Raw genomic sequence first — 26445 nt, forward strand, 5'->3', positions numbered from 1 at the left:
CCCTATTTGGCTGCTGCCAACACCTTTTTCGTCATTTCTGCTAATTTCTGTACATCTTCAGGGCGTGTGTCCCCTGTTTCGCCATCGATGATCGAGCTGTAAATATGTGGAATGACTTTTTTCACTCCTGCATCAACAGCGATCTGCAAGATTTCTTCAAAGTTTTCTAAATCGATGCCGCCGGTCGGTTCCAAATAAAAATCATTCGCAGCACAAGCCTCTGCTACTGCTTGATACTCTGCTTTATGAGCCAACCCTTTCATTGGAAAATACTTGATAGAACTAGCCCCCATATCTTTTAATAAAGCGATCGCTGTTTCGACGGGGACTTCTGCAGCTGGAGTTTGTGAACTCAATGGTCCAGTAGCAATATTGACATAGCCGACTTTTCCCGTTGGTGAAACAAGGGCATTGACGATCGTTTCAGATTGTCCTAGCAAAGCTCGTGAGGTCCCCGCTCCCGTGAACACTTGGTTAACATGCTGTGGCTGTAGAACAGCGGAAATTCGGGAGACCATTTCACTTTGGTTGGGGTCGCCAGCACCAAGTCCAACAGAAAGGGCATTATTTGTTGCCGCTTGATAGGTTTTCATGTCAACGATGGCTGCCTCATCGCTAGCATAATTTTTTGATAAAACACCTAGGACGATGTTGCCCTCTGCTGCTTCATAACAAGCTTTCGCATTTTCAATAGAGTTTGCTAACACATTCAGACAGACACGGTCAGCGAAATAATTGGGTGAAGTTTTCATTTTTGGGTTGCTCCTAACATAATTTCTTGTAAGCGATCGGTGATCACTGCCATTTCTTGTTCATTGACTGCTCGGATATCAAATTCAATAATGCCGTTATTGGCTTGGTATTCACGGGTATAAATCGCTGGTTCTCCCGCTTTTAGCGCGTCGATCACTGCTTTGGCACTTGGTTCTTTCACTTTGACACTCGCTCGATAAATGTCTCTGCCGGCGCTGTCTTGAACGATTTTTGCTTCGAAACCAGTGATTTCATTGATTGCCGCAATAAATGGTTGTAGGCGCTCTTGCATCGAAGCGCCAGATTCTGTTCCCTCCGCTAGATAATCCGTCACGGCTTGGGTAAATCCGAGAATATTGTCTTTACCGATTTTCATTGCTCGACCAATACCTTTGGATTGCAGGCGCACCCAAGAGACATAGGGCTGCTTGCCGATCACTAAGCCAGCACTTGGTCCTGACAGTGCTTTCGCACCTGAATAGATCACTAAATCAGCACCTGCTTGGGTATAGGCAAACAAATCTTCCTCAGCAGCCGCATCAACGATCAATGGAAGATCGTGTGCCTTGGCAACTTGGGCCGTTTCTGCTACCGTCAGCATACTTTTTTGAACGGTATGATGACTCTTTATGTAGAGGATCCCCGCCGTTTCGGGCGTAATCATCTGTTCAATGTGCTCGGGTGTGCACATATTGGCATAGCCTGCTTCTACGACTTTTCCGCCGCCTTGCGCCACCATCACTTCCACCGGTGTGCCATAATCTACGTTGTGGCCTTTGGGCAAAATGATCTCCCGCTTGCTGATTTTCTCACTATATGGGTGGTACAAATGATAGCTGTCTCCTTGACCGATGAGTGCCGCCACTGATTGGGCGATTCCCGCCGAAGCGGAAGAAACGATTTGCGCATCTTCCGTTTTCAACAATTTTGCTAAATAGGCACCGGTTTTTTCTGCTAGATCTGCCATTTCAAAGAAATGCTCCCCGCCATAGCGCTGGGCTGCAAGCACGCCTTCGCTGACTTTCGAGACACCTAGAATCGTCATTTTGCCAGAAGCATTGATGACTTCTTTCAAGCCTAGTTCTTCAATATTCAGTGTCAAAAAGTTCCCCTCCTATCACCGCTTTTTGCGGCACGATCTGTTGTGTCGTGATTCGGCGATTGCCGTTAGAATCCGTCAATTCCTTTTCGCCCTCTTCAAAGCGGAAAATCGTAAAATCAGCATCATATCCCAATGCGATCTCGCCTTTGTTCTGTAAATGAAATTGCTTCGCAGGGGCACTGGTCACCTTCTCGATGATCTCACGCCAATCATACCCTACGACCGCTAATTTTTCCATAGTCGTCGCTAAATCAAAAACAGGTCCATTGGTACGATTGCGGATGTAGATATCCGTACTAATGGAAGAAGCCTTTAGCTGATTGGCAAAGGCCGTCTCCGCCACATCAAAATTGAAACTGTCTGTCCCATGACCAATATCGAAGACCAAGCCTTTTTCATAGGCAGCAAAGACGAAAGGCTTGATGGTTTGGTTCGTCTGATCCAAAATCCCATTGGCTTTGCCGTTAAAGCAATGGGTCACCACATCACCTGCTTCCAATTCAGCGAGAATCTCTGCTAAATTCGGTGGTGCTGAACCAATATGGACCATCAGAGGCAACGGTTGATTTTCAGCTTGGATCGCTTTGGCTAATTTCAACGGCGTGATGCCATTTTCGCCGATCACCGTTTTGCTCATTCGGGCTTTGATTCCGACGATAAAGTCAGGAAACTTCTGCAGCGCTTCTTTGACCAATTCTTTTTTGACTTTTGACAGATCCGCAAGTTCATCCTGCTCTACGATCCCCCATTTGGAAATATTGACTAAAGCAAAGACATTGGTTTTGGCTTCTTTGGCTAAATCATAAAACCGATGGATATTTTCGGCGCCAGTCGTCCCCGCATCGATAACGGTCGTGACGCCTCGTTTGACACCGATCTCATCTGGATAATCATAATAGAGCGTCATTTCCTCGAAACAATGGACATGGTCATCGATCCAACCAGCTGACAAGAACTCCCCTTCTGCTAAGGTCAGCTCTTGTTTCGCCTGCTCCTTCAACGTGGGTGCCAAAGCAGTGATTTTGCCGTCTTGAACCCCAATATCAAATACTTCTTCATCGATCGTGCGGGCTTGACGAATAATCAAATCAAACATTTCGTTACACCTTCCTCTCTGTGAAAGTGAATTTCGACCAAGGATGGATAAAGGGCAGCAGAACTAACTCTTGTTCGACGATCGAACCGATTTTATTTTTTCGTGGGTCTGAGTGAGGCTCTAGCACTACTTGCAGCTCGTTTTTGTACTTGCCAAAACGATCATTGCCGATCACAACATCCCCTCGTTGAAAGACGCCTTCGTGGTCATGGGCAGGATTGTCATGGTTCTTATACTTTTTACGAACTTCTGTGGAACGGATCATCCGGTCAGTGATGTCGCCTCGGCGGTAATGCTGCTCGTCAAGGGCGATTCGGCGTTCAACTTCATTGATTTCAGGCACAAATTCAATCGCAAATGCCGTCTGGTAGCGATCAATCGCTCCTAGTGCCGCCAATTCTGCTTCCGAAGCATAAGCATTGCCGATAATGACATCATCAATCAAGCCTGTGGCAAACAAATGCTTTGCGGCAGTTTCTACAGGCATTCTTCGGTGCATTTCTAAGGTCGGTAAGCCATCATTGATATCCCAAGGTCCGATCGTTCCCGTTTGAGAAGAGATAAATGCGGCGGTTCGAATGCCTTTTTCCTTGAAACGACGACTGCATTTTTCAAAGAAATCATAGGGTAAGGCAGTCCCTTCTTGTGGATAGAAATTGTGGCAGCCGTATAAGTAAGGAATGTTGGCTTGATAGGTCAAAATATTGTCTAAATACGCCACATCATTGCTCATATTCAATTCAACAGCTAAACCAAAGGGATTGTAGGTCAACATCGCTTCTTTGTTGCCGTCAAAACCTAAATCTAAACGAATCCCATCGGCACCTAGTTCATGGAAAAAGGTCAAGTCATCATAGGAGATGCCTAGTTCAGAAAAGATGGCTGGTGCCACGTCTAAAATCGTTTCATAGCCTAATCCTTTGGCAAAATCAATCAACGCTTTAAATTTTTTCTGCACGTTTTCTTTGCCGTCGCTCACTTCCAACATACTCATAAAAATGCGGCTAAAGCCATAATCATGGGCTAATTGCAGATAGGCTTTATCTGTTTCAAAATCACTGTGATCGGGATACACCGATACTCCTAGTTTTCTTTTCAACTTATCTCATCCTCATTTCTTCATAAAAAGCAGTAAAACGTGTCAGTAAAAGCGAACTGCAAACAATCGTCGCCGTCATCGTCAAAAATGGTCCCCACGGAAACTGACGGCTCAGTAGGATCGCTGCAGCAACGCCAAGAATCCCGAACAAAAGCATCCGCCAAAACGGCACTTCTTGAATTTTTTTCCCTTGTGCTGATTTTGTTAGCCAAATTTGACAACCAAAAAATAAACAAATGGCATAAATCCCCATGTTTGCACCTCACTCTTTTTGTTTTGCTTAAGCGGCTGTTTCTTCTTCTTGCTCTCGGGCAATCTGCTGTTTCTCAAAGACTTTAAAGAATGGGTAATAGATTGCGAGTGTGATAAAGAAGTTGACGATCACTAAAATCGCTGCTGCGATACTCCAGTCCGTACTCATCCAGGCGGCGATTGGTGCTGGAATGGCAAACCCAAGTCTGGCAGCCATCATCGGTACGACGCCCGTAATGGTAGCGAAGTAAGAAATCGTTGTCGTAATCAACGGTGCCACCAAGAAAGGAATGCCTAAGATCGGATTCATTACGATCGGTGCACCGAAAATCACTGGTTCATTAATATTGAATAGGCCTGGCAAGATGGACAAACGGCCCAATTGTTTCAAGTATTTTGATTTGGAGAAGAAGAACAAAACGACCAACGCTAAGGTCGTACCGGCTCCACCGATCCATACGAACCATTGTAAAAATTGTTCCGTAAAAATATTAGGCAATTCATGCGCATTGCCAGATGCTTGGAAGGCTTCCATATTTTCAGCGATGGAAATATCCCAGAAGGGACGAATGACAGGACCCATGATGGCTGGTCCATGAATTCCCAGTACCCAGAAGAAACAGATCAAGAAGACAGTCAATAAACCACCAAACAAACTGTTACCCGCTAGCACATCTTTTAACGGCATCAACAAGTTACTTAAAAAGCCATTGATATCAAAACCGAGCATATGACGGATCACCCAGAACAAAATCAGGATGGCTCCTCCAGGAATCAACGCCATAAATGAATTCGTCACTTCTGGTGGCACACCATCTGGCATTTTGATGGTAATGTTTTTTACGATAAAGAAACGATAGATTTCAACGGACAAGATCGCCGTGACGATCGCGCCAAACAAAGAGCCTGACCCTAAATTTGCCACATTGATATAACGTCCCGCATCAATGATGCCTTCCACAGAATCAAAGACTCGCAACGGTGGTGCAGCGGTTACAAGAAAGGACATCGTTGCTAAGATACCCGCAGTCAATGAATCCAGCTTATAGCTTTTGGCTAGCGATGAAGCAATCCCATACGTTGCATATAATGCCAATAATCCGACTGTATAACGAAAGGGAATATCCAAAACTTCCCGATACGGTTCGATCACCGCAGCGACTGATTCGATGGGAAAATTCAGTAAGATCGTGAAGAAAGACCCAACAATCGTTAATGGTAACGTAGCGATGATCCCCTTACGAATCGCTACCATGTGCCGTTGCATCCCCACTTTATTTGCAATCGGCATCAACTTCTGTTCAATAAATTCTACAAACCCTTTCATAATTGCCTCCTTAGTTTATAACATTATAATGTTTATACAAGGATAATAGCACAGTGCTTCCTGGGAGTAAATATGTTTTTTACGAATAGACGAAACTATTTTAACAGCTCAAAAGAACATTTATTCATTGTAATTTTACACAGTAGCACGACTTAAAAATTTATATGTTGATAAGGAATTTTAGAATTAGCTAGATACAAAAAAACCTATTGGCAATGTTTCCCAATAGGCACGATATTAAAATCAAAAATAAGATTCTTGATTCATTTAATGTTTTTTGTTTTATCAAATGAATTTTCTACTTAATTATACTTTCTTCTCATAAATAAAATCATCCATAACAAATCTCGAACCAATCGTAACGGTGCGTTCAGAAACGCGTTCAAAGCCGCGATGTTCATAAACAGCGATCGCCTGCTGATTTTGTTTGTTGACGTTTAAATGCAACGTTTTGCCTGAGGCGATTTCCTCATACCAATCAAAGACTTGGCTGGCATAGCCTTTGCCTCTAGTGGATTGGTGGAGATACAATTTACTTAAATAAATCTGCTGCGGCGTTTCTTCATACGCTGTATACCCCACTGCTTGGTTACCTTCCATTAGTAAAAGATAGACGGCTCCTTGCTGGACTTCGTTTTGAATCGCTGCTGGTGATTGATAATGAGCCAGCATATACGCGACTTGATCCGAACCAATGATTGGTGTAAACACTTCTGGCCAGATTTCTTTGATCAAACGATCCAACGTTTGGAAGTCTTCTGGTGATTGAATGATTTTTTGTGTAATTGCCATAAGAATCCCTTCTCTCTGTTGCTGTGCGAAACAGAAACTCGCTTATAAATATCTCTATTATAAGGGAAGAACAAAAAAAAGAAAGGGCACGTTGAATAAAGATCCCTAAAAGTTTCAAAAGATGGTAAACTAGAAGTGAAAAAATAGCTACAAAAAGGAGGTAGCAATATGATGCAACTCTTACAACTACTTTTATTGGCAATCATTTTTGTTTCTTTCTTCATGGTGTTGATTGGATGGGTTTTATCGATGACCAATGGCTCGATCTTTTCTCGTTCTCCTCAGCAATTTAAAGCACACGCTCATGATCCTAACTATGAAAAAGAACGACAAGCAGGCAAGCGCTTGAAAGAGATTATATTTCGACGCATTATTCCTTTAGGAATAGCCTCTTTGCTCGTCTATGAATTAACCGCACTATTAAACGTCCTTTAAAAGTTTTTAAAAAGACTTGAACGAATCAAAAAATAACCGGCATCTTTTCCTGTTGATCAATGCTCCTTTCGCTTTCGCTGTGGGGAACATCAATGCATAAGATGCCGGTTTTTTTTATTTGCTTACTGCTGCTTTAGAGGCTTGAACTTTTTTCAGTAAAGCGAAGAGGACTTGGCTATCATCGATAGCCGCAATATATTGTTGGCAAATTGCCATCATTTCTGTTTCATCCATTTTATCTAAAGAAATAACTAATTCATTTTCTACTACCTGCTTATTATTCATAGGGCTCCCTACTTTCTTCCTTTGTTACCTCTAGTTTGCCATGAATGAGCAGGTTCCGTAAGAACTTTTCAGTTTACAAACAGGAAACGGGTGGTTTACATCCTTGTCCTACCAAGGTTTTGCCAGAAAATTTATTCGGTAGCTGGCTCAATGTGGATGTCGGTATCAAACACCTGAAAACGATCAGCTAAGAGATCTTCAATAGCATCTGCCACGTTATGACTCTTTTCAACCGTCAAAGATTTGTCCATCGTCACGACGACATCGAGAAAAACATTGGCACCATACATTCTTCCTCGAATCGATTTAACAGATTTCACTTCAGAAAAACCAGCGATTGCCGCTTCATACTCCACGACTAACGATTCATCAAACCCATCAGAAAGTGAAAAGGCACTCTCGCGAAAAATGTCAACGGCGGTTTTGATAATCAAAAGAGCTACCACGATCGCAGTCAAACTGTCTAACCAACCGATACCAAATGAGGCGGCAAAAATAGCGATCGCCGTTCCAATACTCGTCCACGCATCGCTGCGGTTGTCTTTAGCAGCTGCTAGCAAAGCGGAGCTTTTTACGCGAGCGGATAATCGCTTATTGTAGTAATACATACTATACATCAAAATAGCTGAAATGATACCGACGACTGCCGCAATCATATCGGGACTTTGCGTTTCACCGAGTAGAATCGTTTGAATGGAGGACCATAAAACCTGCAGACCGACCGCCAGCATAATCAAGGATGTTACGAGACTCGCCACATTTTCTGCTTTCCAATGACCATATTTATGGTCTTCATCTGCTGGCTTTTGAGCCAAACGCAAACCGATCAAAACAGCGATAGAAGCTACGATATCCGTCGCATTGTTTAATCCATCCGCCCATAATCCTTCAGAGTTTGCCAAACGACCAATAACTAGTTTGGCGATGGAAACAAAAATGTAGGCAACGATACTTAAGATAGCGCCTCTTTCTGCTTGTTTTAATTCTGCATATCTTGTTTGATTCATGTCATCCCCTCCAATTAGTCAACTTGAAAATAATAGCTGAAATTTTCATCAATTGCATCATTTATTTGAGAGATTTTATTTTTTAGGAGTGGCAAACATTCACTTCTAGTGAAACGAATTTCTGTTCTGAGGCTACCAAAAAACAGGACACCAAAGGGAATCCTGTTTTTTGCTTTTTTTCTTTCACAAAGAATCGCTGCTACTCGTTCACCAGCAGCTGTCGATTTCTTTCACTGAATTTCTCGTTATGGGAAGAAACCATCGCCTGTGGGACACTGGTCGGCTCTAAATAGTGTTTGATTTGGTTGACTGCTTGCGCAGCATCTTGAAAGGCGCCTGCCAAAAGATTCACTTTGCCTTTGAAGTAATGGATGTCACCAGCTGCAAACACACCGGGATGGCTGGTTTTTGTTGGAATCTCACAGTTCAAATAAAAATCTTCATGACGCGCGAGATCAAAGGAAACTTTATCTAACAAGGAACTGTCCCGGTCATAGCCATGTTGGATCAACAAATGATCGCATAAAAAATCGATCGTTTCTTGGTTAGCAATGTTTTTTAATCTTAGAACCATATTGAAGGTTTCGGCTTGATTCACCCCGTCAATCGTGTGATTCATCAGCACTTGAATCCCTTCTGCTTTCATCTTCTTTACTTGTGCTTCATGGGCCTTCAATTTCTCGCCCCGATAACAAAGCGAAACTTTTGCCCCATAAGACGCCGCTTCAATCGCATAATCAACTGCTGCATCCCCGCCGCCAGAGATCACAAGATGTTTGCCTTGGATCGCTTGCTGGTCAGGAAACTGATAGTGGATATAGTTGTCGACATTATTATGGATGAAACAAGGCAATCTTTGCGGAGAAACGACACCGCCGCCAATACAAACTAAAACGGTGCGTCCAACATGGGTCCTCCCTTGGTCATCCACTGCATAAAAAAGATCGTCTTCCTTGGTCAATTCGATGATTTTCGTTTTCAGATAGATCGTTGGATCAAACAACTTAGCCTGTTCAATCAAGTGTTCTTTGACTTTCTTCCCCTTGGTTGGCGGCAATGCACCCACATCCCAGACCATTTTTTCAGGATAAAAATTGATCTTCCCGCCTAATTCGGCTTGTGCTTCAAACAATACGACCGATAGATCACGTAATCCAGCATAAAAACTCGCATAAAGCCCCGTGGGCCCTCCTCCGATAATCAGAACATCTGCTATAGTGGTCATTGGCTAGCCTCCCTCTCATAAATGAAAATCATTCTCAATTAGTTAGTTCGATTATAGTCAACGAATACGTGTTTGTAAAGAATTTTCTGAAAACAAATTAATTAACTTAGCCGATTATTTTTATTTACATTGTAAAGAAAAAAGCCTTTTCCTAAATATCTGCTAAAGAAAAAATGAGTAGAATGTTATTTTTTCTCATTTTATCTAGTGATATGTTTGTGATAGCTACTGACTTCAAGGTATACTCTTAGAAAGTAGGTGAAAAAATGAAAGTTGAAAAATGTTACGCACCCTTACCGGATGGGTCTGTCCTCTATTACGAAAAAACCGGTTCAGGATGCCCTCTTTTTTTATTGCACGGAAATGGCGGTAGCAGTGCCTATTTCTCAAAGCAGGTCGACGCATTGCGACAAAAACATCAATTGTACTTAATCGATAGCCGTGGGCATGGCAAGTCCACTAACACACAGAAAAAGATCGATTTTTTTAAAATGGCAACGGATCTTTTAGCAATCATTCAGCAAGAAAATTTGTCTAAAATCGCCCTATTAGGATTTAGTGATGGGGCTAATCTAGCAATGGTCTTTTGTCATCTTTACCCTGAGTATGTTAGTTGTATGATTTTAAACTCGGGCAATACTGAGCCACGGGGAGTTAGACTCTTTTCTCGAATGGGGAGTGTCTTGCAATATCTGATCGTTTGGCTTTGTTCCCCATTCTCAAAAGGAATGCGGGGCTTTCTCCCTATTTTGGGATTGTTGTTTCGTCCAATCGGTTTATCTACAGCCGATTTGAATCACCTCAGTGTGCCGACATTGATTTTGGTCGGCAAACGTGATTCGATCAAGCTTTCCCATTCTTTTTATATTGCAAACAGTATCCCTCAGTCCAATTTTATCGTCGTCAAAGGACAAGGACATAGTTTTGCACGAAAGAATCCAGAGGTATTTAACACGAAAGTATTATCTTTTTTAGAAAAGGTCGGTGAATAACTATGAGAATCTTTACTTGGCTCCGCGACCACCGCTCACTGTTTAAAACACTCTTCTTGATTGCAGTAGCCGTGATCGTGTTGGGCGAACTGCTTTCATTAAGCAAGACGATCTCCATTGATCAATTAAAAGAGTTGTTTGCGCAACTGGCACTTTGGCGAGTGGCATTAATGGCTGTCATTGGGTTATTATGTGTCTTGCCAATGGTCTTATATGACATTGTCTTGAACCGCCTATTAGGGGACAAACCTGATCGCCGTTATTTGCTGGAAACCAGCTGGATCATCAACACTATGAACAACTTAATCGGCTTCGGCGGCTTCATCAGCATCGGATTACGCTCGGAATTTTACGGCAAAGGAAAAAAAGGCAAAGAAGTTGCCCAAGCAATTTCGAAGATTTTTATTTACCTGATGTCTGGTCTTTCGATTTTATCCCTTGCTGCACTAGCCTTCGTCTTATTTGGTCCAACGACAGATTATCTGCAACAGTATTGGATCTGGCTTTTAGGCGGTAGTCTTTATTTTCCAGTTGTCTATGCCCTTAGTTTTTCCAAAAAAAATGCTTACTTAGGTGGACTGCAACGGCGTGATCGTCTGCAGTTGATCGCCGCTTCCTTATTAGAATGGCTAGGTGTTTTTGCAGCCTTCTTTACGACTGGTCTCTTGATGGGCATCTCGGTGGATGTGTTTCAATTGTTGCCACTTTTCATCGCTGCCTCCGTGATTGGGATCGTTTCGATGATTCCCGGAGAACTTGGAACCTTTGATGTAATGATGATCATGGGAATGGGCTCACTGCAGATTCCCCGTGAAAGTGTCATTGCTTGGCTGTTGCTTTTCCGCCTGTTTTATTACATCATTCCCTTTTTGATCGGTTTGCTTTTTTTCTCAAAAAATGTCGGCGTCTCCCTCAACCAGCGCTTTTCTGGTATCCCCAAAAGCTTATTGTTGGAGGTATTCCATAAGATCGAGGTGTTGCTGCTTTATTTGACGGGAACGATGTTGGTGCTCTCCGCCACGATTCCAGAAGCCTTTGATCAAATCAAATGGTTAGCCCACCTCAATCCGATTCGCTTGAATTTTGTGATGCAGTACCCGAGTATTTTTCTCGGTTACCTCTTTTTAATTGCCGGTCGAGGGATATCTGCCCGTGTCAGTCGCGCGTACGTGCCGACGCTTTTGTTGATTGCAGCAACAATCGGTTATGCTATTTTTGCTGGCTTCCGTTTTTCGACCATGCTGTTTCTTCTATTATTATTAGCAATCATGATTTTTTCAAAAAGCGAGTTGTTCCGTAAACAACTCGTCTTCTCGTGGGAATGGCTGACGATCGATGGTTTGTTAATTGGTTCGTTGACGATCCTCTATGTCATTATCGGGGTCTACAATATGCCTCATATCAATCGACATCCAACGCATCACCATTCGATGGATTTTTTGCTTTTCCCTTCTGAAAAATTATGGCTGCAAGGGTTCGTTGCGATTTTATTCGTCGCCATTGCGATGCTGCTGTTTGCCCGGTACTTGATGGGACCAAAACACCAATTAGGCGTCAGTGCTGCCACTGATAAAGTGAAACATGTTTTAAATACTTACGGTGGCAACAGCGACAGCCATCTGGTGTATCTAAAAGACAAGAAAGTATACGTGTATCCAGAAATTGGCGAGCCGACGGTCTTTTTTCAATTTACGACCTTTAATAACAAATGTTTAGTCATGGGGGATCCTTCTGGGAAGCAAGCAGACTTTCCACAGGCACTGGAAACTTTCTTAACAGAAATGGATCAATGGAATTATCTGCCGGTCTTTTATGAAAGTAGTGAAGAAATGGTGATGCTGCTGCATGAATTTGGGTATGACTTTATCAAATTCGGTGAGAAAGCTTATGTGGATCTACCTAGCTTCACCCTCTCAGGAAAGAAAATGAAGGGACAGCGGGCATTGAACAATAAGATCACTAAAGAAGGCTTTACTTTTGATGTGCTCACCCCACCCTTTTCAGCCGAAACATTTGCAACGCTTAAGGAAATTTCTGACAACTGGCTAGATGGACGGAAAGAAAAAGGGTTCTCCCTTGGGTTCTTTTCAGAATCCTATCTAAGCACCGCACCAATTGCTGTCGTCCGTAATCAGCAACAGGAGATCGTCGCATTCGCTTCCTTTATGCCCACCTATCAAACAGGCCTAGCATCCATTGATTTGATGCGCCACGATCCTGAAAAAGCGCCGAATGGAACGATGGATTTCTTGTTTATTCAGCTATTCGACTATTTTAAAGAACAAGGCTACCAACAATTTGATTTAGGCATGGCACCATTAGCCAACGTTGGTACTTTCCGCAGCAGTTTCTTGCAAGAGCGGATCGCCTATCTCGTTTACACCTTTGGTTCTCGTTTCTATTCTTTTGAAGGGTTACGCGAATACAAACAGAAATATGCCGCTTCTTGGTCCCCTCGCTACATTTTATACTCTCGGGATAGTTGGATCGGGTATGTCATGATGGCCCTCTTGATCGTCGATAATCAATCGGCGGAAAAAACGAAGTAAAAAAGGTTCCCATACTCCTCTTTCTTTTCGGAGTATGGGAACCTTTTTCAATTGTTGTGCTTAACTTATTCAGCCGATTTAGATGGTGCATTTTCCCAAAGTTGTTTGACGACTGGAATATTTCCCAGTTCCGTCATATTTGATGGCAGAATGACCGTATTGGTATTGCTATTCACCACATCTCTGAAGGCTTCGATCCCTAGATATGATAGTGAGCGCTCGTCGAGCTGGCTTTCTTTGATTGCTTCATTGATGGCTAAAATCCGTTTGCGTTCAGCTTCAGTGATTTTCGCGATTCGTTCTGCTTCCGCCTCGGCATCAATCCGTACACGCTTTGCCCGCGCCTCGGCATCGATTTGAGTTTGTTCCGCTCGGGCTTCGGCGTCAATCGTCATTTGAGAAGCTTTGGCTTCTGCACTCAAGACTGAAGAAGATTTCTCACCTTGGGCTCTTGTGATCATCGATTCTTTGTCTCTAGAGGCAGTGATCAATTTGTTCATTGATTCAATGATTTCTTGCGAAACTTTGATTTCCCCAATGTTGATTCGGTCGATCGCTAACCCATAGCCTGCCGTGATATCTTTGATTGAAGTAAACAATGCTACGTTGATTTCTTCAGTCCCATTTAAAACTTCATTTAAATCCATTTTCCCGATGATTCCCCGCAAGTTAGATTGGGCATCTTGGATCATTGAAACAACGGAGTTTTCATTTTCGTAGACAAAGGCACGCACATCTGTGACATGGTATTTGATTGCTTCATCAATTTGAACGATTACATTATCTTTTGTGATTGCACTTTGGGGTTCGATCTCCAAAGGAATCTGTTTCAAGGACACTCTTTCTCTAACTGTATACAAAATCGGAACAAGAAAATGAAGCCCTGGTTCCAACGTTCGAACGTACTTCCCAAAACTTTCGACAACTTTGACTTCCCCTTGACGAACGATCACAGCAGTGCTTGCAATCAGCCAAATCAGAATCACTAATACTAAAATAACTAAAATAATTTGGATAATGATCATTGTAAAAACCCTCTTCCATTTTCAAATAATGTATTGTTTACACGGGTCAATAAGACACCGTTTTCAACCCCGATAATCTCTAACATGACATTTTCAGCAGGAATCCCTGCAATCACCCGATATTCTGTATAGGTGCCATAAAGCCGTATATAGCCTGAATAATGATCCGTCAACGATCGAAAATAGCGCCCTACCGCTCGTTTTTCCATATAATCTACGATGATTTTCACCCTCTTTGCCTTCATGCAGTAAATTTGAAGCTTCAAACTCATTTGTTAATCTATTACAAGTGTTACTAACTATGATAGCACGTTTCACCCAAGAGAACAGTAAACTTATGCTGATTCCGGTTTTTTTTAGAAAAAAAACATAGAACGAAAACCAATTCCTTGCATTTTTCAATTAAATTGCATACAATTTAATTGTACAAAATATAAAAATCAGGAGTGAAGAAATGATGAAAAAAATGTATTCGACTAAAATGATCAACACTGGTGGCCGTTCAGGAGAAGTACACAGTCCCGATCATTCATTTGAGCTAAACATCACTGCACCTGGCAAACGTGTCGAAAATGCTACCAATCCAGAACAACTTTTTGCAGCTGGTTTTAGTGCTTGCTTCAACAGTGCCCTTGAATTGGTGAAAAGCAGCAAAGGAATCGATGGTGCTTCTACGGTGAGCGCACAAGTGACCTTATACGCAGAAAGCGAATCCAGTTTTGTCTTGGGTGTTGAGATCGAAGGTCAAATCGAAGGATTGTCAACAGAAGAAACACAAGAATTGCTTGAGATCGCTCATACCGTATGTCCTTATTCAAAAGCCACAGCTGGCAACATTGAAGTGACTGTCAAAGCCGTTAGCGAGTAGACTTTCGTTGAAAAAACAGCTATGATAAGAGGCGGATATTAGAAAAAGGGGTGAAAACATGAATGTCTTAGCGTTAGAAAACCAATTGTGTTTTCCTCTATACGCCGCTTCAAAAGAAATTATCAAACAGTACAAAGACTTACTGGACCCGTTGAATTTGACCTATACCCAATATTTAGTGATGTTGGTGTTATGGGAAGATGAAGCGATCAGTGTCAAAGCATTGGGGAAGCAATTATGTCTCGACTCTGGCACACTGACACCGGTTTTAAAAAAGCTTGAAGCAAAAGGCTACCTAGCAAGAAATCGAAATCAAGACGATGAACGTTCTTTGCGGGTCACATTGACTGACTCAGGCAAAGCGCTCCATGAACAAGCGTTAGAGATCCCCTACAGAGTGACCGAATTCTTGCCTCTTGAACCGGAAGAACTGTCCGTGCTCCATCAATTGACGACAAAAATGGTACAAAAATTTCAAGAACAAGAAAAATGATCCGCTGTTTTCACAGCGGATCATTTTTTTATCATGCAAACGAGTATTCTTTAAGAAGCTTTAGTTTCCAATTCACCAATCACATTTAGCAACTGGGTTAATTGTTCAGGATCTTCGATTTTTCTGATGGCGATTTTCACTAATTCAAAAATCTGGTCATCGGTTAGGCCTGTCTGTAATATCTCCAATTCACTTACAGCTGGCTGAAAGCGACGAGCCAAGACTGATCCGCTCATTTTGATACTTGCAATCTCCAGAACTCCTTTGTTTACTAACTTGCGAATCACGGACAGTGATGTGTTACGGTTTAAGCCGAAACGTTCACTAAATTCTGTACAGCACAGAGGTTCATCCACAGCCCAAAAACAAACTAAGACTTCCCACTCTTTTTTTGAAAAACTCAAGTAATCCATAATTGCTCCTTTCCATGCCGATGAGGCTGGTTCTTATTTTCTAAATTAAAACAATCGTAGCTATTTCAGTCAGCTGGCTTTCCTCTTCCTTTTTTCGATTGTTTTTTCTTTCACTAAAAGGATTATATACCAATAATAATCTATTTTATTCATAATTTCAAAATAATTTTTATTTTAATGATAAATAACATGTTTAATTATTCTTTTTCTTGATAAAAAAAAACGACTAGATCAGCTAGTCGTTTTCTTACTCTACTTGATATTCCTACGAGAAGTGTTTATTGAACACTGAAGATCAAACTCTCATGCTCTTGTTCTTTTAAGGAATAGCCACAAAATTCTTTATTCAAATTCGGAAAATCACGTTCGATCATCTGAATAATCTCGATTTCCGTCAACAGTTTGTCTTCTGACAATTGCAGCGAGTTCAACAAAACAAAGCGAGAATCATAGCCTAAAATTTCCGGCATCAACCGCCAAAAATTTGTGCTGTCAATTTGTTGGATCGTTTGTTCCATAGCAACAATCAAGTTTTGCACGTGTTCATAGACTTTAGGATAATCAGATTTTAGTAGATCCAACAGTGCTTGGTCTAGCACTTTATCTAAATAAGCCTTTGTATCGGTATAAATTATTGAAGAAATCACTTATTTCATCAATCCTTTCATTCAAATGCCATATTCGACATTGTCAAGGATGGCTCCTTGTTCTTATATATAGCATACTATCGGTGATTTTCGTTCTCAGATTAAGGATAGAATATAGAAAAAAAAGAGAAGCGTATTTTCTTGTCCCCTAATCTTACTCCACAATAGCAAAATTTTGCTAAACTGATAAGCAAAGCGATTCAGCACCTATCGAAAATGAGAAAATTGTCAGATTTCCTTCCTTTTTTATCTATAGCGATTCCTACCCATCGGGCTCTGTAACTGCCAATAGCCTCGCAATTACACACTTCCACGCCCGCCAATAAACGTAGGTTTTTTCTCATTTTAACAAACGTCTTACACAGCATAATTTCAGACAGAACCTTATACAACATGTATAATTAAATTATAGAAAGTCATCAAAATAAAACGAAACGAGGAGTGGATCACAGATGAAGAGTCATTGTAAATGTGGAAAAAAAATGAATGCCCATGAAAAAAGCTGTCCAGACTGCAAACACAAAAAACAGCAAACCTTAGAATCCTTGGAAAAATTCGTTAAATACGGCAGTTTTGCTTTAGCAGGCCTATCATTAGTTTTAAAAATTGCGAAAAGCCGCCAAAGTTAAAGGGACTGACATAAACTTTTAGACGAAAAAAACGCCTTATAGGCGTTTTTTTTCTATTCATTAATGATTGTACTCTCCAACAGCCAGTTGACTGTGCCTGTATAGGTACCTGGTAAAATCAAATCTAACTTGGGGACAAAGCGAAAGTAGCAATCATATTCCTGAAGATCCAAGGTTAAGTCCGTTGCTCCTGTTGGCTCCTGCTGGAAAATCACTTGTTCTTCAGAAGTGACAGAAGCCACCAGCTGATTGCTCACCGGATCATAGAGTACCAACTGAATTTCCTCTGCCAATAGTTGCTGCTCTTGCATAAAATCCTTTATCTGTCCACTTAACTGCCAGGTTCCTTCGCTGGTATTGCTGATAGACAAAAGGGCTTCTTGATCAAAAGCAATCGCTATATAAGCAAAGCCATCGTCTCTGATGGATCGTACCAGTTCATTCAAGGTCACTGTCGCTGTGATTGAAGCAGGCGCACGCTGAAATTCTACAATCCCACGAAAGTCAATCCCATAATAACGTGTCGCCGATCGATTGCCTTCTGTATCGATCACATAGGAAGCCAGATAATAGGTTGTGCCTGGTTCTAGTTCTTCGGTGTCTAACACCAATGTATCCGTTAGCGGCTCCGACAATGTTCCCCGTTCAACCAACGCTGCTTCAGAGAAATCGGTTTCGGTGATTGTCACATCCTCCGTAAAGAACTCCGTGACATATATTTTGGCTTGGGTCGAGTTTTGGTCATCAATCGTGATCGGTATATAGGAATTGCGCTTTTGCCGCACGATCTGCAGGTCTGCTTTTGATTCTGCCAATGACGCCGAACCTGTTGTAAGCGTTGGTGGAAAGATTCCAGTCATTTGATAATAATGAATTTCTGGATCACCTGACGTCATACTGGAAACAAAAGCATTTCCATTAAAAACAGTTTGGACAGGGATGGCTATATCTAAATTCTGATTGAGCGGCGCTTCTGTGTAATTGACGGAAAAGTGAACGATGTATTCATTCCCTTTGACCATGTCAGGCAGTGTCGCAACCAATTGCCCATTTTCAATGACAAAAGGTAAGGCAGTTCCGCCTTCCGGCATGCCATTAACCATGATTTCACTGGCTTTTCCAAAATAAACCGCCTCGGGAACTAATGATAGTCCTTCTGGAAAAAGCGATGAGAGCAAGATTCCCGATTCCAAGTCAGCTAGATCACTGGTGCTTTTATAGGAGAGATAGGTCGCATAAGTAATGGTTTTGCTATTGTCGACAGTGGCTGGCTGGGAAAGTGTCGTACCAGTATCCAACAATAGTTTGACTGGGTCTTTTTCAAAAACACCGGTTCGCATCTCAAGTTCTACTAATCCTTCAACATCGACAAACGCCACTGCTTTTTCTTGAACATAGCCCCCGTTTGCACCAGTAAAACCAAAATAGACCGGTGCACTATTAGTCAGGTTCAAATTTGATTTGAAGGTGTCATCAACAGGTACCGTCACATCAACACCGAAATCTGGTACGGTGTAACGCAACGTTTGCGTTGGCTGATCAAAAACTACTGTAAAACTATGCCACACCCCATCGGAAATATCACTCACTGATACCGTATCACGATGATTTAAGACTTTATCGATAATCAGCCAGCCATCGGTGGTATATGCGTCATTTGAGCCGGGAAAATTCCATGCGATATGATGGCCGGAAGGAACATCGCGATCCATCATACCGTCCCCAGTCAAACCGGCATTATTATAGAACGTATCGAATTCAATCGCAAAACTTTGCGGGATTGCCCCCGTATTTAAAGGAGTCGTTCCTCCTGTATTTGACCAGACGCCAATCGTCGGTCCTGCTTGTTCTGCCAGCGCATTTAAGCCATTGCTTTGCATCACAAAAGCGAGCCCATCGCTGTCCGTTGCTGTATTATCGATACAAAATGCCATTTCTAACCGAAAAGAGCGAGTAAAAGAAACCGGCTTATTGAACCAGACACCACCACTGGAGTTGGTAGTAGCTCCATCATTAATCTGAACATAATTAACGCCCGGTTCCCCTTGTGGCGACCCCGCTTGTCCCACAGGAGTGATCAGAGAATCGTCAATCGCTAACGTAGGAAAATCTGGCGCAGATACCGCAGCATGGACGATTTCTTGTTTCCCACATAGCAGCAAAATGCTAAAAAAGAACACATAGCCCCATCGGATAATGCCAAACTTTTTCATCACTGTCCTCCGCTTTCTTCATTCTGATTCTTCTTGCACTGACAGCCTAACATCTGCTTCTGCTTTTTTACGTCTCCTATATAAAATGAACAAGAGAAGTAGGACAAACAGGAAGAGAAGTAGCCCTCCTGCATAGAGCCAGTACTGTTTTTGAAGATACGCTGCACCTAACGTTGTCTGACGGTTGATAAGGTTGGCTTGCTTGCGATCAACCACCACCGAATCCTCAAACACCCATGTTCCTTTAGGCGCATTCAACTCAATCCTTAATAGATAGGTTCCCGGTTCGAGAATGTTCTGATCAAAGGCACTAAACAGCTCCAAAACCGAATTCGGAGCTATTTGAAAATTCTCTGCAGAAAACCCACCGACCTTGTTACCGCTATCTTGCTCACGTATCACTGTTTTGACAGTGATGTTGCCAAAGGCTGTGGGCTGATCATTGCGGATCCTACTTTTGAGAGCTGTAGAACCATATCTTTCCACCGCCTCAGAATTGACCAAAGACAACTGGGGGTCAGGCATGGTTGCTACATTCTGACGCAAGCGGACCCCTTGTTGAATTTTATAGTTGGCTTGCAGATTTGTTTGCTGACTTTCAGTTGTTTCCGCCGGTTCTTCTTCAAAGTCAAACACACCAAGTATTTCTCCTGCAAATTCTTTTGCCTTCATTGAAAGGGTAAAATGGACCTGACGACTTTCTCCAGGGTCAAGCTGGATCGTCTGTCTCGGATTTTCAATCAATTGACTAAACGAGATTCCTTGGTTCTCTTCGGCGGTCTGTTCTGCTTGGTACGCGATGATCCCAGTAGAGGCCGTATAACTATTTAGTGCTGCTGCTTTAATGGTCAACGGCTCTGAACTTGTATTATGAAGGGCAACGGTCAAATTCTGTTCGGTCTCATGATTTACCAGTAAGTCGAAATAACTGACGTCACTGACTTGATTTTGGGGAAGTTCTGGGGTTACAGTGAACCGTGTGGTCTGTGCATGACCGGTGACTTTCGTAAAGCAACACAAACTGATAAAGAAACTAATGAGTACGAAGCACTTGATTTGTTTTTTCATTGTCGCCCTTTCCTTGCTATTCTGCTTGATAGGTGTTTGATAATGTCCAAGTGATCGTTCCACTATAAGTGCCGCTGTTCACATTTTGTTTTGGTACGGTTAATGAAGCATTGGAGAAGTTAAAGTCATTGGTTGCTAAGCCGGTCGTCCCATTAGCAGAAGCGATCAATGTAGGTTCTGTTGCCCCTACCATCAATTCGGTGCCCGATACTAGCGTTGCATCGCCCGAAGCCGTTGAACCATTTAAAGTGACTTTGGCATTTGCTAGCTCGTTATCGCTGGCATTCGTCATTTTCGATAATTGCGCAGTCAACTGCCAGCCAGCTTGATTTGGTCCACGGTAATCCGTGATCGATGTCACTTCATCCGACGTTGTTTGAATCACTTGTTCATCGGTAGCGATATCTTGGATACTGCTTGTACCGAAGTTAAAATTGGTCACCTGATCCAGTGACAAGATTCCTTGTTCGATCGTTAGTGTTGCTTGACTCGTCATTGAAGCCGTTGGATTCGCTTCTGCTGCAGCTGCCGCAGTGGGCGCCATTCCTAAACCCATTCCGACCAAACCTAACATTCGTACCTTTTTGTTCATTTTCATCTCTTCCTTCACTTTTTTTAATGAGAAACCGAGGGTCATCGAAAAAACAGCCTTAAAAAATAATAATTTAATTGGTGTTTTTTCATTCTATTCTCATCTATCATAAGTATAATCCATCATGGTTATCATACGGTTCACAGATTTAGCGTAAAAAAAACGCCAAAAAGGAGAATCCCTTATGTATCGAGAATTCATTTCTCCCGCAGAAGAAAAGAAATTAGAGATTTTCAAAGTTGTCTGCAATTCCAACGGAGTGACATTGGTCCAACTGTCAGAAGTTTTGAATATCCCGCAAAAAAGCCTGCAAAAATATATCTATTTTTTAAATGAAGATTTGCAGCTGCTCTCACCTCACCTGCTTCTATCAAAAAATCATTACAATCAGTATTTTCTTGATCGAACAGAGGATGATGAACCTTTTTATGCACAATTGATGTATCATTACTTGCTCAACTCCACACAATACAACCTGATTCATTACTTGATTGGGCGCCCGCAAATGACCTTGACTCAATTATGTTTGGATTTGCATGTCAGCCAATCGCATATGTATCGGTTGATCAAGAAAATCAACCAACTATTGGAAAAATTTCAAATCCGAATTCGAACAGACCTGAATAATCGCATCGTTCTTGCTGGAAAAGAGCTTGATATCCGTATTTTCACCTACAGTTTCTTGACCCAAAGTGCGCCTGCTGATTTGTGGCTATTGCCGAGCGTTTCCCATATAAATGTCGAAGAGTTTACAGCGTTCTTTGCTGTTTCTCACTTTGATCCGTTGACGAAAAATAAACTCGCTGCATTTTGGCAAGCAGTGGTCAGCCGAACGATCCAGAAAAAATATTTGCCACCGATTCCTGAAAAATACATGGGATTGATGAATTTCTATTGTTTTTTACCAGAAGAAATTCTCGAATCACTTTTTTTGAGTGCCGATTATGCCTCAGAAAAGATGCTTCAGTCAGAGTATCTTTACTTGAATTTCTTTTTGCATGTCTTTTTGCCAGGGGTTGTTCCCCAAGAAAAGAATCAAACGATCATCCAAGAGATCAATCATTCTGATACTGATCTTGTGCGCTTTTTCACTGCAATGATCAAAGATTGGCACGATACCTTTGCTCCAAGTCAGGAAGCCGCCGAATTCGAAAAATTATTAAGCAGCTGTCTGCTGGTCTTCAATCTATCGATCATTATCGGCATCGATCTTCTGGAAGTGTGGCAGCTAGAACACCAACTGTTGACTGAAAATGCTCCTTCCAAAGACAGAACCTATGAAGCAATCTGCACACTTTTACTGACCCATGTTGAAAAGTATCCATTTGCTGACTTGGATAAAGAGTATTTTGAACAGACACAGTTGCCTTATCTGGCTCATCTCTTGTATTTGGAAACACAGATGAATACGCCCCCGACCGTGTCGATCTATATTCAAACGACGATTCAATACCGCACAAAGCAAATGATTGAGACGAGGATTCGTTCGATTTATTCTAAAGCTTCTGTGACTTTCGTCAAACAAATGGAAGCCGCAGATTTATTGATCACGGATAATTATGAAGAAGTGATGTTTTCCGAAAAATTAGTCTTACTGTCTAACCTGCAAGCCGAGCAAGAGTGGGCAGCCGTTTTTGCAAAGATCAATCAACTGATGATGACCAAGATGTTTGCCGAACAAGGAAAATAAGTTGCCGATTCCATTTTCATCCGCAAAAAAAGCCCGAGCCTCTTTGCTCGAGCTTTTTTTCTACTATTTTTAGTCCTAGGAATTTTAAGCGAAGAAGCTACCGCCAGTTACACTGTAAACTTGACCAGTTACATAACTTGCTTCATCAGAGGCTAAGAAAACATAGACTGGTGCTAATTCGACTGGTTGTCCAGCACGTTTCATCAGTTCTTTTTGACCAAATTCTGGGATCGCAGATTGTGGCTGTCCACCCGAAATTTGAAGTGGTGTCCAGATTGGACCAGGAGCCACCGTATTGACCCGAATGCCTTTTTCACTTAATTGAGCAGCTAGCCCTTTACTAAAGGAAGTAATAGCACCTTTCGTGGCTGCATAGTCTAAAAGATGGGCACTAGGCTCCGCACTTTGGATCGAAGTAGTCGTGATGATGCTCCCACCAGCTGGCAGATAATCCAACGCTTCTTGGACTGTCCAATACATCGAGATGATATTCGTTGTAAAGGTATCTTGAATTTGTTGTGTAGTCAACTCTTTGATGTCCTTCACCGCTTGTTGCATCCCAGCATTTAGAACCAACGTATCTAACCCGCCTAATTCTTTGGCTGCTTCATGAACCAATTGACGAGCGAAAGTTTCATCTTTCAAGTCTCCTGGGATCAAAACTGCTTTGCGTCCAGCTTTTTCAATGACTGCTTTGACTTCTTGCGCGTCTTCTTCTTCAAAAGGAAGATAGTTGATTGCAACATCGGCGCCTTCTTTGGCAAAAGCAATCGCTGCTGCTCGACCAATACCAGAATCACCACCGGTCACTAATGCTTTGCGTCCAGCTAATTTGCCTGAACCTGCGTAGCTTTCTTCCCCGCAATCAGGTACTGGCTGCATCTTTCCTTGAATTGCCGGTGCTTCTTGCACCTGTTTTTCAAATTTGCCATCATAATACTTCGTTAACGGATTGTTGATTTTTTCTGACATGCTCGTTTCCTCCTTGATTATTTCTACTTCTATTTGTCATCGTTTGTTATGACCTTACTTAAAAGTGTAAAGGAAGATGGAGGGAATGAAAAACGAAACGCTCACCAGAAAAAAAGCATCTGTAAGAAAACAGATGCCTAGTAAAACGAAAAAGCTGCGTGAATCAGTAGTGAAAACGCCCACAGGTATCTCACTATTCTTCTGGAAAATCGTAGTGAAATTTCTGGGTGCAGTGTTTGATTTTGCTACTTTTCTAGCAGTTCGAGGAGGGCCCGATGAAAGGCCTCCATCTCCTCCGCGGTCTGTAGAAAAACATCGGGATGACTGTGATGGCTGTCGATCATCCAGTGTTTCGTGTCTGTAACTTTAAGAAAATCTGCTACTACGGCGTCGGTTTGCTGCGGTTGTGCAGCTTGAGCGGTCTTCAAGAGATAGAAATCTTCAATCCCCCGCTGTAGTTGTTTATACCTTAGGGACAACAATAAATGTCCGTGATTGCCAGGATAGACGAAACAAAGATCACCGATCGGTAGTGAGCTCGTATTGTACCGAATATCGGACCGAGCATGTTCTGGCCAGCAATTGTAGGCCCAACGCAGAAAGCCGTCTGTTTTGAACTGATACGATAAGATTCCTTGCATTCGCGTCTCTAACAGGGGACTATGCAAAAAGGTATTTGGTTTGTCGGGATAATTGCAGACATAGTACTGCATCTTGCCCGGATGGCTTTGTGCTAGTGTTTCGTAATGGTTGCAAGTACAGTAATAGGAAGTCACAGGATGATCGATCACTGGCAGCAGCTCAAATAACACGTCTTCTTTATCAAAAGCAGCTTTGATCTGGATCGACGGATCAATTTCTTTTAAAACAGCTAACGAGGCTCGGAAACTGTCGATTTGATGTTTCTTCGGTTCGTCAGAAACGATGCGAACCTTCTCCCACAGATTCTTTCCTTTAAAATAATCAAATACTTGGCGTAGATACTCCTGCAACTCAGCTTTTTGATGAATAAAGCCAAAGGCGCCTTTCCCTTCATCATAAAAGCGAATCACCAATTTTTCTGGATGGTCCAAGTTGACTAACGGAAAAAATGGCGGTTCCCAGACCCCTAATAAACCAAACACATCAATTTCATCTTTGATGCCCGCAGCAAAAAAACAATCAAGGTAACGTGTCAGCACAGAAAAATCGCAGGAAAGTTCTCCGTCTGGCGTCTTTTTGACCTTTACCATCGAATACTCATATAAATTGGCGGGATAATCTTTGACGATGTAATTGAACCAGCCCTTCCAAGGGATCTCTCCGGCGATCACTGTGATCGCTTTTTGTCCGATCGCAGCGAGACTCTCAGCCATTTCCTTGATCAAGTCAAAGTGGGCATCGCTCCATAACGGAACGTCAAAGGTGCGAGCCAAATTGCTGGGCTGCTGCCACATATTTAAGTGGAACGTTTCTAAATATTCTTTTGGAAAAGTAAAAGTGCCCACTTCAATCGTTAGGTTCTTTTCTAACAAGCACTCCTCTTGGCTAGTCAAGTGTGCCCGATAGACCTTGATTTTCACGGGATAAACTTTCGGTTTGATTGTCTCATCGATCTGCCACTCCAAATAAAGAGGCGCAAAGCGATCGCCAGGATAGGTTTTGGCAGTTCGTTCAAGTAATTTATCGGCGTACGCCAATTCCTGCTGACCGACATAATAGTCGACGAATTGCGCTTTGACCGGCAATTCGCTAAAAATCTCAACGCGTATCATGGGAATCTCGATTTCATCGGGGATCGAAAACTCGTCGCCAATAATATAATGATTGCGGTTGCCATCGTGCAGCAGCAACTGACAAGCAGCAGTACTGTTACGAACAGCTGATAACTGTTCAATCGCTTGTGGCTCTTGGGTGATCAATTCTGTTGAAGCCTTATAGCTTTCATGGACCAGGATTGCTTTCATTTTTACTCTTCCTTTCTAGGATCAATCAGCTGCAAAACAAGCGCTTGATAAGAAACATTCTCAAAAGCTTCTGGCATGATCGTTAGTAGTTGCTGCAAGCTGATGTTTTTTACGATTTTTAAGCGGCTTTTGTCTGCCCATGATGGAAAAGCCTGCAACAGCAAGCGTTTGTTTTCACCTGACTCGAGTAATGCCCGAATTGGCCACTGCCCTAAATCAGGAAACAAAGCTGGCTGGGCAACTTTATCTGCCCAGTTCAACTCTAGCCATTCGACGCATTCATCAAACCAACGGGCAAAACGTGGATCAACCATTTCTTTACGATTACCGAAGCGTTCGGTCGCCAAAGAAAGACCGTGACGTCCTTTTTGGAAAATATGACTTTCAAAGGGAACCTCGTGATCTTCTAGGGCCTGCAGATACGCCAATGAATTTTCGATAGGAACGACATTGTCTTCAAAGGTTGAAAACAAAAAGGTGGGCGGCGTATCTTTTGTGACACATTCCTCTAATGAAGGGGCATCGATCTTCATCACAGTAGCAAATGAAGACAATATCGCTGGGTAGCCTAAAATACATAAGCTCGGTTTCATTGAGGAGAGTGTTGATAACGCCGCTGCCAAATGGCCGCCGGCAGAAAAGCCGATCACAGCGATTTTTTCGGCATCGATTCCCCATTCACTTGCAAGTTCTCGGATTTTAGTAATCGCTTTTTCTGCATCTGCTAAGGAATGGCTGAAACTGCGATGTGTCCCTACATGATAGCGTAAGACCCCGGCGTGAAAGCCTTGGGCAGCAAAATTTAAAGCAATCGGCTCAGCTTCCCGCTCACTGCAAAAGGAGTAGCCGCCACCGGGAATCACCAAGACAAACGGACGATCGCCCACCCGTTCATACTCGGCTTTTTCCTCATGCAGGTACACTGTCAAACCGGCTTGCGCTTCTGGATCAAATAGATATTCCTGAAAAAACATC

General features: G+C 42.4%; 27 protein-coding genes. 7 read left to right on the plus strand and 20 right to left on the minus strand.

Features of this window, described 5'->3' with window-relative positions:
- Positions 1-2: 2 nt before the first annotated feature.
- The 7 genes from dagF to IGJ01_RS10470 all read right to left on the minus strand — a co-directional run bounded on the left by dagF (position 3) and on the right by IGJ01_RS10470 (position 6421).
- Positions 3-752 carry a 2-dehydro-3-deoxy-phosphogluconate aldolase gene (dagF, locus tag IGJ01_RS10440; RefSeq protein ID WP_086316296.1) on the minus strand — a complete coding sequence of 250 codons (750 nt, stop codon included), beginning with the start codon at positions 750-752 and terminating at the stop codon, positions 3-5.
- Entirely contained in the window at positions 749-1855 is a 1107-nt protein-coding gene (locus IGJ01_RS10445; RefSeq protein ID WP_008378592.1) for a DgaE family pyridoxal phosphate-dependent ammonia lyase, read from the minus strand. The genes dagF and IGJ01_RS10445 overlap by 4 nt, the downstream gene beginning before the upstream one ends.
- Complete coding sequence (locus IGJ01_RS10450; protein WP_244731953.1) at positions 1839-2951, minus strand: amidohydrolase/deacetylase family metallohydrolase; 1113 nt, start codon at positions 2949-2951, stop codon at positions 1839-1841. Before IGJ01_RS10450 ends, IGJ01_RS10445 begins: the two co-directional genes overlap by 17 nt.
- Positions 2952-2955: 4 nt before the next feature.
- Positions 2956-4050, minus strand: a complete 1095-nt coding sequence (locus IGJ01_RS10455) for a DUF871 domain-containing protein (RefSeq protein WP_035006620.1) — start codon at positions 4048-4050, stop codon at positions 2956-2958.
- 1 nt (position 4051) lies between these two features.
- The gene (locus tag IGJ01_RS10460; protein ID WP_005235223.1) at positions 4052-4303 is read right to left on the minus strand and encodes a hypothetical protein; all 252 of its coding nucleotides are present in this window, start codon (positions 4301-4303) and stop codon (positions 4052-4054) included.
- Between the two features lie 27 nt (positions 4304-4330).
- Positions 4331-5629 carry a PTS sugar transporter subunit IIC gene (locus IGJ01_RS10465; protein WP_005225702.1) on the minus strand — a complete coding sequence of 433 codons (1299 nt, stop codon included), beginning with the start codon at positions 5627-5629 and terminating at the stop codon, positions 4331-4333.
- 306 nt (positions 5630-5935) lie between these two features.
- On the minus strand, positions 5936-6421 hold the full coding sequence (locus IGJ01_RS10470) for a GNAT family N-acetyltransferase (protein ID WP_244731955.1): 486 nt from the start codon (positions 6419-6421) through the stop codon (positions 5936-5938).
- 171 nt (positions 6422-6592) lie between these two features.
- Between IGJ01_RS10470 and IGJ01_RS10475 the strand changes: the two genes are divergently transcribed.
- The gene (locus tag IGJ01_RS10475; RefSeq protein ID WP_086317413.1) at positions 6593-6856 is read left to right on the plus strand and encodes a hypothetical protein; all 264 of its coding nucleotides are present in this window, start codon (positions 6593-6595) and stop codon (positions 6854-6856) included.
- A 114-nt stretch (positions 6857-6970) separates the two neighbouring features.
- On the opposite strand, the gene IGJ01_RS10480 is transcribed toward IGJ01_RS10475, so the two are convergent.
- From IGJ01_RS10480 to IGJ01_RS10490, 3 genes are all read right to left on the minus strand, one after another.
- Positions 6971-7141 (minus strand): hypothetical protein, encoded by a 171-nt coding sequence (locus IGJ01_RS10480; protein ID WP_005235207.1) that lies wholly within the window; start codon positions 7139-7141, stop codon positions 6971-6973.
- Between the two features lie 131 nt (positions 7142-7272).
- Positions 7273-8148 carry a cation diffusion facilitator family transporter gene (locus IGJ01_RS10485; RefSeq protein ID WP_086332491.1) on the minus strand — a complete coding sequence of 292 codons (876 nt, stop codon included), beginning with the start codon at positions 8146-8148 and terminating at the stop codon, positions 7273-7275.
- 199 nt (positions 8149-8347) lie between these two features.
- On the minus strand, positions 8348-9373 hold the full coding sequence (locus tag IGJ01_RS10490) for an NAD(P)/FAD-dependent oxidoreductase (RefSeq protein ID WP_430601045.1): 1026 nt from the start codon (positions 9371-9373) through the stop codon (positions 8348-8350).
- A gap of 266 nt (positions 9374-9639) precedes the next feature.
- Between IGJ01_RS10490 and IGJ01_RS10495 the strand changes: the two genes are divergently transcribed.
- On the plus strand, positions 9640-10365 hold the full coding sequence (locus IGJ01_RS10495) for an alpha/beta fold hydrolase (RefSeq protein WP_005235202.1): 726 nt from the start codon (positions 9640-9642) through the stop codon (positions 10363-10365).
- A gap of 2 nt (positions 10366-10367) precedes the next feature.
- On the plus strand, positions 10368-12914 hold the full coding sequence (mprF, locus tag IGJ01_RS10500) for a bifunctional lysylphosphatidylglycerol flippase/synthetase MprF (RefSeq protein WP_005235200.1): 2547 nt from the start codon (positions 10368-10370) through the stop codon (positions 12912-12914).
- Positions 12915-12979: 65 nt separating this feature from the next.
- On the opposite strand, the gene IGJ01_RS10505 is transcribed toward mprF, so the two are convergent.
- Together IGJ01_RS10505 and IGJ01_RS10510 are read right to left on the minus strand one after the other, a co-directional pair.
- Positions 12980-13939: an SPFH domain-containing protein gene (locus IGJ01_RS10505; protein ID WP_005235198.1), complete on the minus strand. Its 960-nt coding sequence runs from the start codon at positions 13937-13939 to the stop codon at positions 12980-12982.
- Positions 13936-14211, minus strand: coding sequence for a hypothetical protein (locus IGJ01_RS10510; RefSeq protein WP_016620494.1), 276 nt, complete (start codon positions 14209-14211; stop codon positions 13936-13938). The genes IGJ01_RS10505 and IGJ01_RS10510 overlap by 4 nt, the downstream gene beginning before the upstream one ends.
- A gap of 185 nt (positions 14212-14396) precedes the next feature.
- Here IGJ01_RS10510 and IGJ01_RS10515 point away from each other — a divergent pair, with 185 nt between their 5' ends.
- Positions 14397-14807 (plus strand): organic hydroperoxide resistance protein, encoded by a 411-nt coding sequence (locus tag IGJ01_RS10515; RefSeq protein ID WP_034872372.1) that lies wholly within the window; start codon positions 14397-14399, stop codon positions 14805-14807.
- 58 nt (positions 14808-14865) lie between these two features.
- On the plus strand, positions 14866-15300 hold the full coding sequence (locus IGJ01_RS10520) for a MarR family winged helix-turn-helix transcriptional regulator (RefSeq protein ID WP_008378623.1): 435 nt from the start codon (positions 14866-14868) through the stop codon (positions 15298-15300).
- 50 nt (positions 15301-15350) lie between these two features.
- On the opposite strand, the gene IGJ01_RS10525 is transcribed toward IGJ01_RS10520, so the two are convergent.
- Both IGJ01_RS10525 and IGJ01_RS10530 read right to left on the minus strand, forming a co-directional pair.
- Positions 15351-15713: a hypothetical protein gene (locus tag IGJ01_RS10525; RefSeq protein ID WP_430601046.1), complete on the minus strand. Its 363-nt coding sequence runs from the start codon at positions 15711-15713 to the stop codon at positions 15351-15353.
- A gap of 278 nt (positions 15714-15991) precedes the next feature.
- Complete coding sequence (locus IGJ01_RS10530; RefSeq protein WP_005235188.1) at positions 15992-16360, minus strand: DUF7006 family protein; 369 nt, start codon at positions 16358-16360, stop codon at positions 15992-15994.
- 452 nt (positions 16361-16812) lie between these two features.
- Here IGJ01_RS10530 and IGJ01_RS10535 point away from each other — a divergent pair, with 452 nt between their 5' ends.
- Positions 16813-16989 (plus strand): hypothetical protein, encoded by a 177-nt coding sequence (locus IGJ01_RS10535; protein ID WP_005235184.1) that lies wholly within the window; start codon positions 16813-16815, stop codon positions 16987-16989.
- Between the two features lie 53 nt (positions 16990-17042).
- On the opposite strand, the gene IGJ01_RS10540 is transcribed toward IGJ01_RS10535, so the two are convergent.
- Genes IGJ01_RS10540 through IGJ01_RS10550 form a run of 3 tightly spaced genes read right to left on the minus strand, consistent with a single transcriptional unit; the run spans position 17043 to position 20907 of the window.
- Entirely contained in the window at positions 17043-19202 is a 2160-nt protein-coding gene (locus tag IGJ01_RS10540; RefSeq protein ID WP_430601047.1) for a lectin-like domain-containing protein, read from the minus strand.
- Positions 19203-19220: 18 nt separating this feature from the next.
- On the minus strand, positions 19221-20270 hold the full coding sequence (locus IGJ01_RS10545) for a DUF916 and DUF3324 domain-containing protein (protein WP_086373084.1): 1050 nt from the start codon (positions 20268-20270) through the stop codon (positions 19221-19223).
- Between the two features lie 16 nt (positions 20271-20286).
- The gene (locus IGJ01_RS10550; protein ID WP_005235179.1) at positions 20287-20907 is read right to left on the minus strand and encodes a WxL domain-containing protein; all 621 of its coding nucleotides are present in this window, start codon (positions 20905-20907) and stop codon (positions 20287-20289) included.
- 139 nt (positions 20908-21046) lie between these two features.
- On the opposite strand from IGJ01_RS10550, the gene IGJ01_RS10555 reads away from it, so the two are divergent.
- Entirely contained in the window at positions 21047-22552 is a 1506-nt protein-coding gene (locus IGJ01_RS10555) for a helix-turn-helix domain-containing protein (RefSeq protein WP_244731969.1), read from the plus strand.
- 84 nt (positions 22553-22636) lie between these two features.
- On the opposite strand, the gene IGJ01_RS10560 is transcribed toward IGJ01_RS10555, so the two are convergent.
- The 3 genes from IGJ01_RS10560 to IGJ01_RS10570 form a co-directional block, all read right to left on the minus strand.
- Positions 22637-23524: an SDR family oxidoreductase gene (locus IGJ01_RS10560; protein WP_005235175.1), complete on the minus strand. Its 888-nt coding sequence runs from the start codon at positions 23522-23524 to the stop codon at positions 22637-22639.
- 245 nt (positions 23525-23769) lie between these two features.
- Complete coding sequence (locus IGJ01_RS10565) at positions 23770-25470, minus strand: DUF4091 domain-containing protein (protein WP_194188329.1); 1701 nt, start codon at positions 25468-25470, stop codon at positions 23770-23772.
- A gap of 2 nt (positions 25471-25472) precedes the next feature.
- The gene (locus IGJ01_RS10570) at positions 25473-26444 is read right to left on the minus strand and encodes an alpha/beta hydrolase (protein ID WP_061054302.1); all 972 of its coding nucleotides are present in this window, start codon (positions 26442-26444) and stop codon (positions 25473-25475) included.
- Position 26445 lies beyond the last annotated feature (1 nt).

Origin of the sequence: Enterococcus sp. AZ089, assembly GCF_050547225.1 — a bacterium.
In the GTDB taxonomy this organism is placed as follows: domain Bacteria; phylum Bacillota; class Bacilli; order Lactobacillales; family Enterococcaceae; genus Enterococcus_D; species Enterococcus_D entomosocium.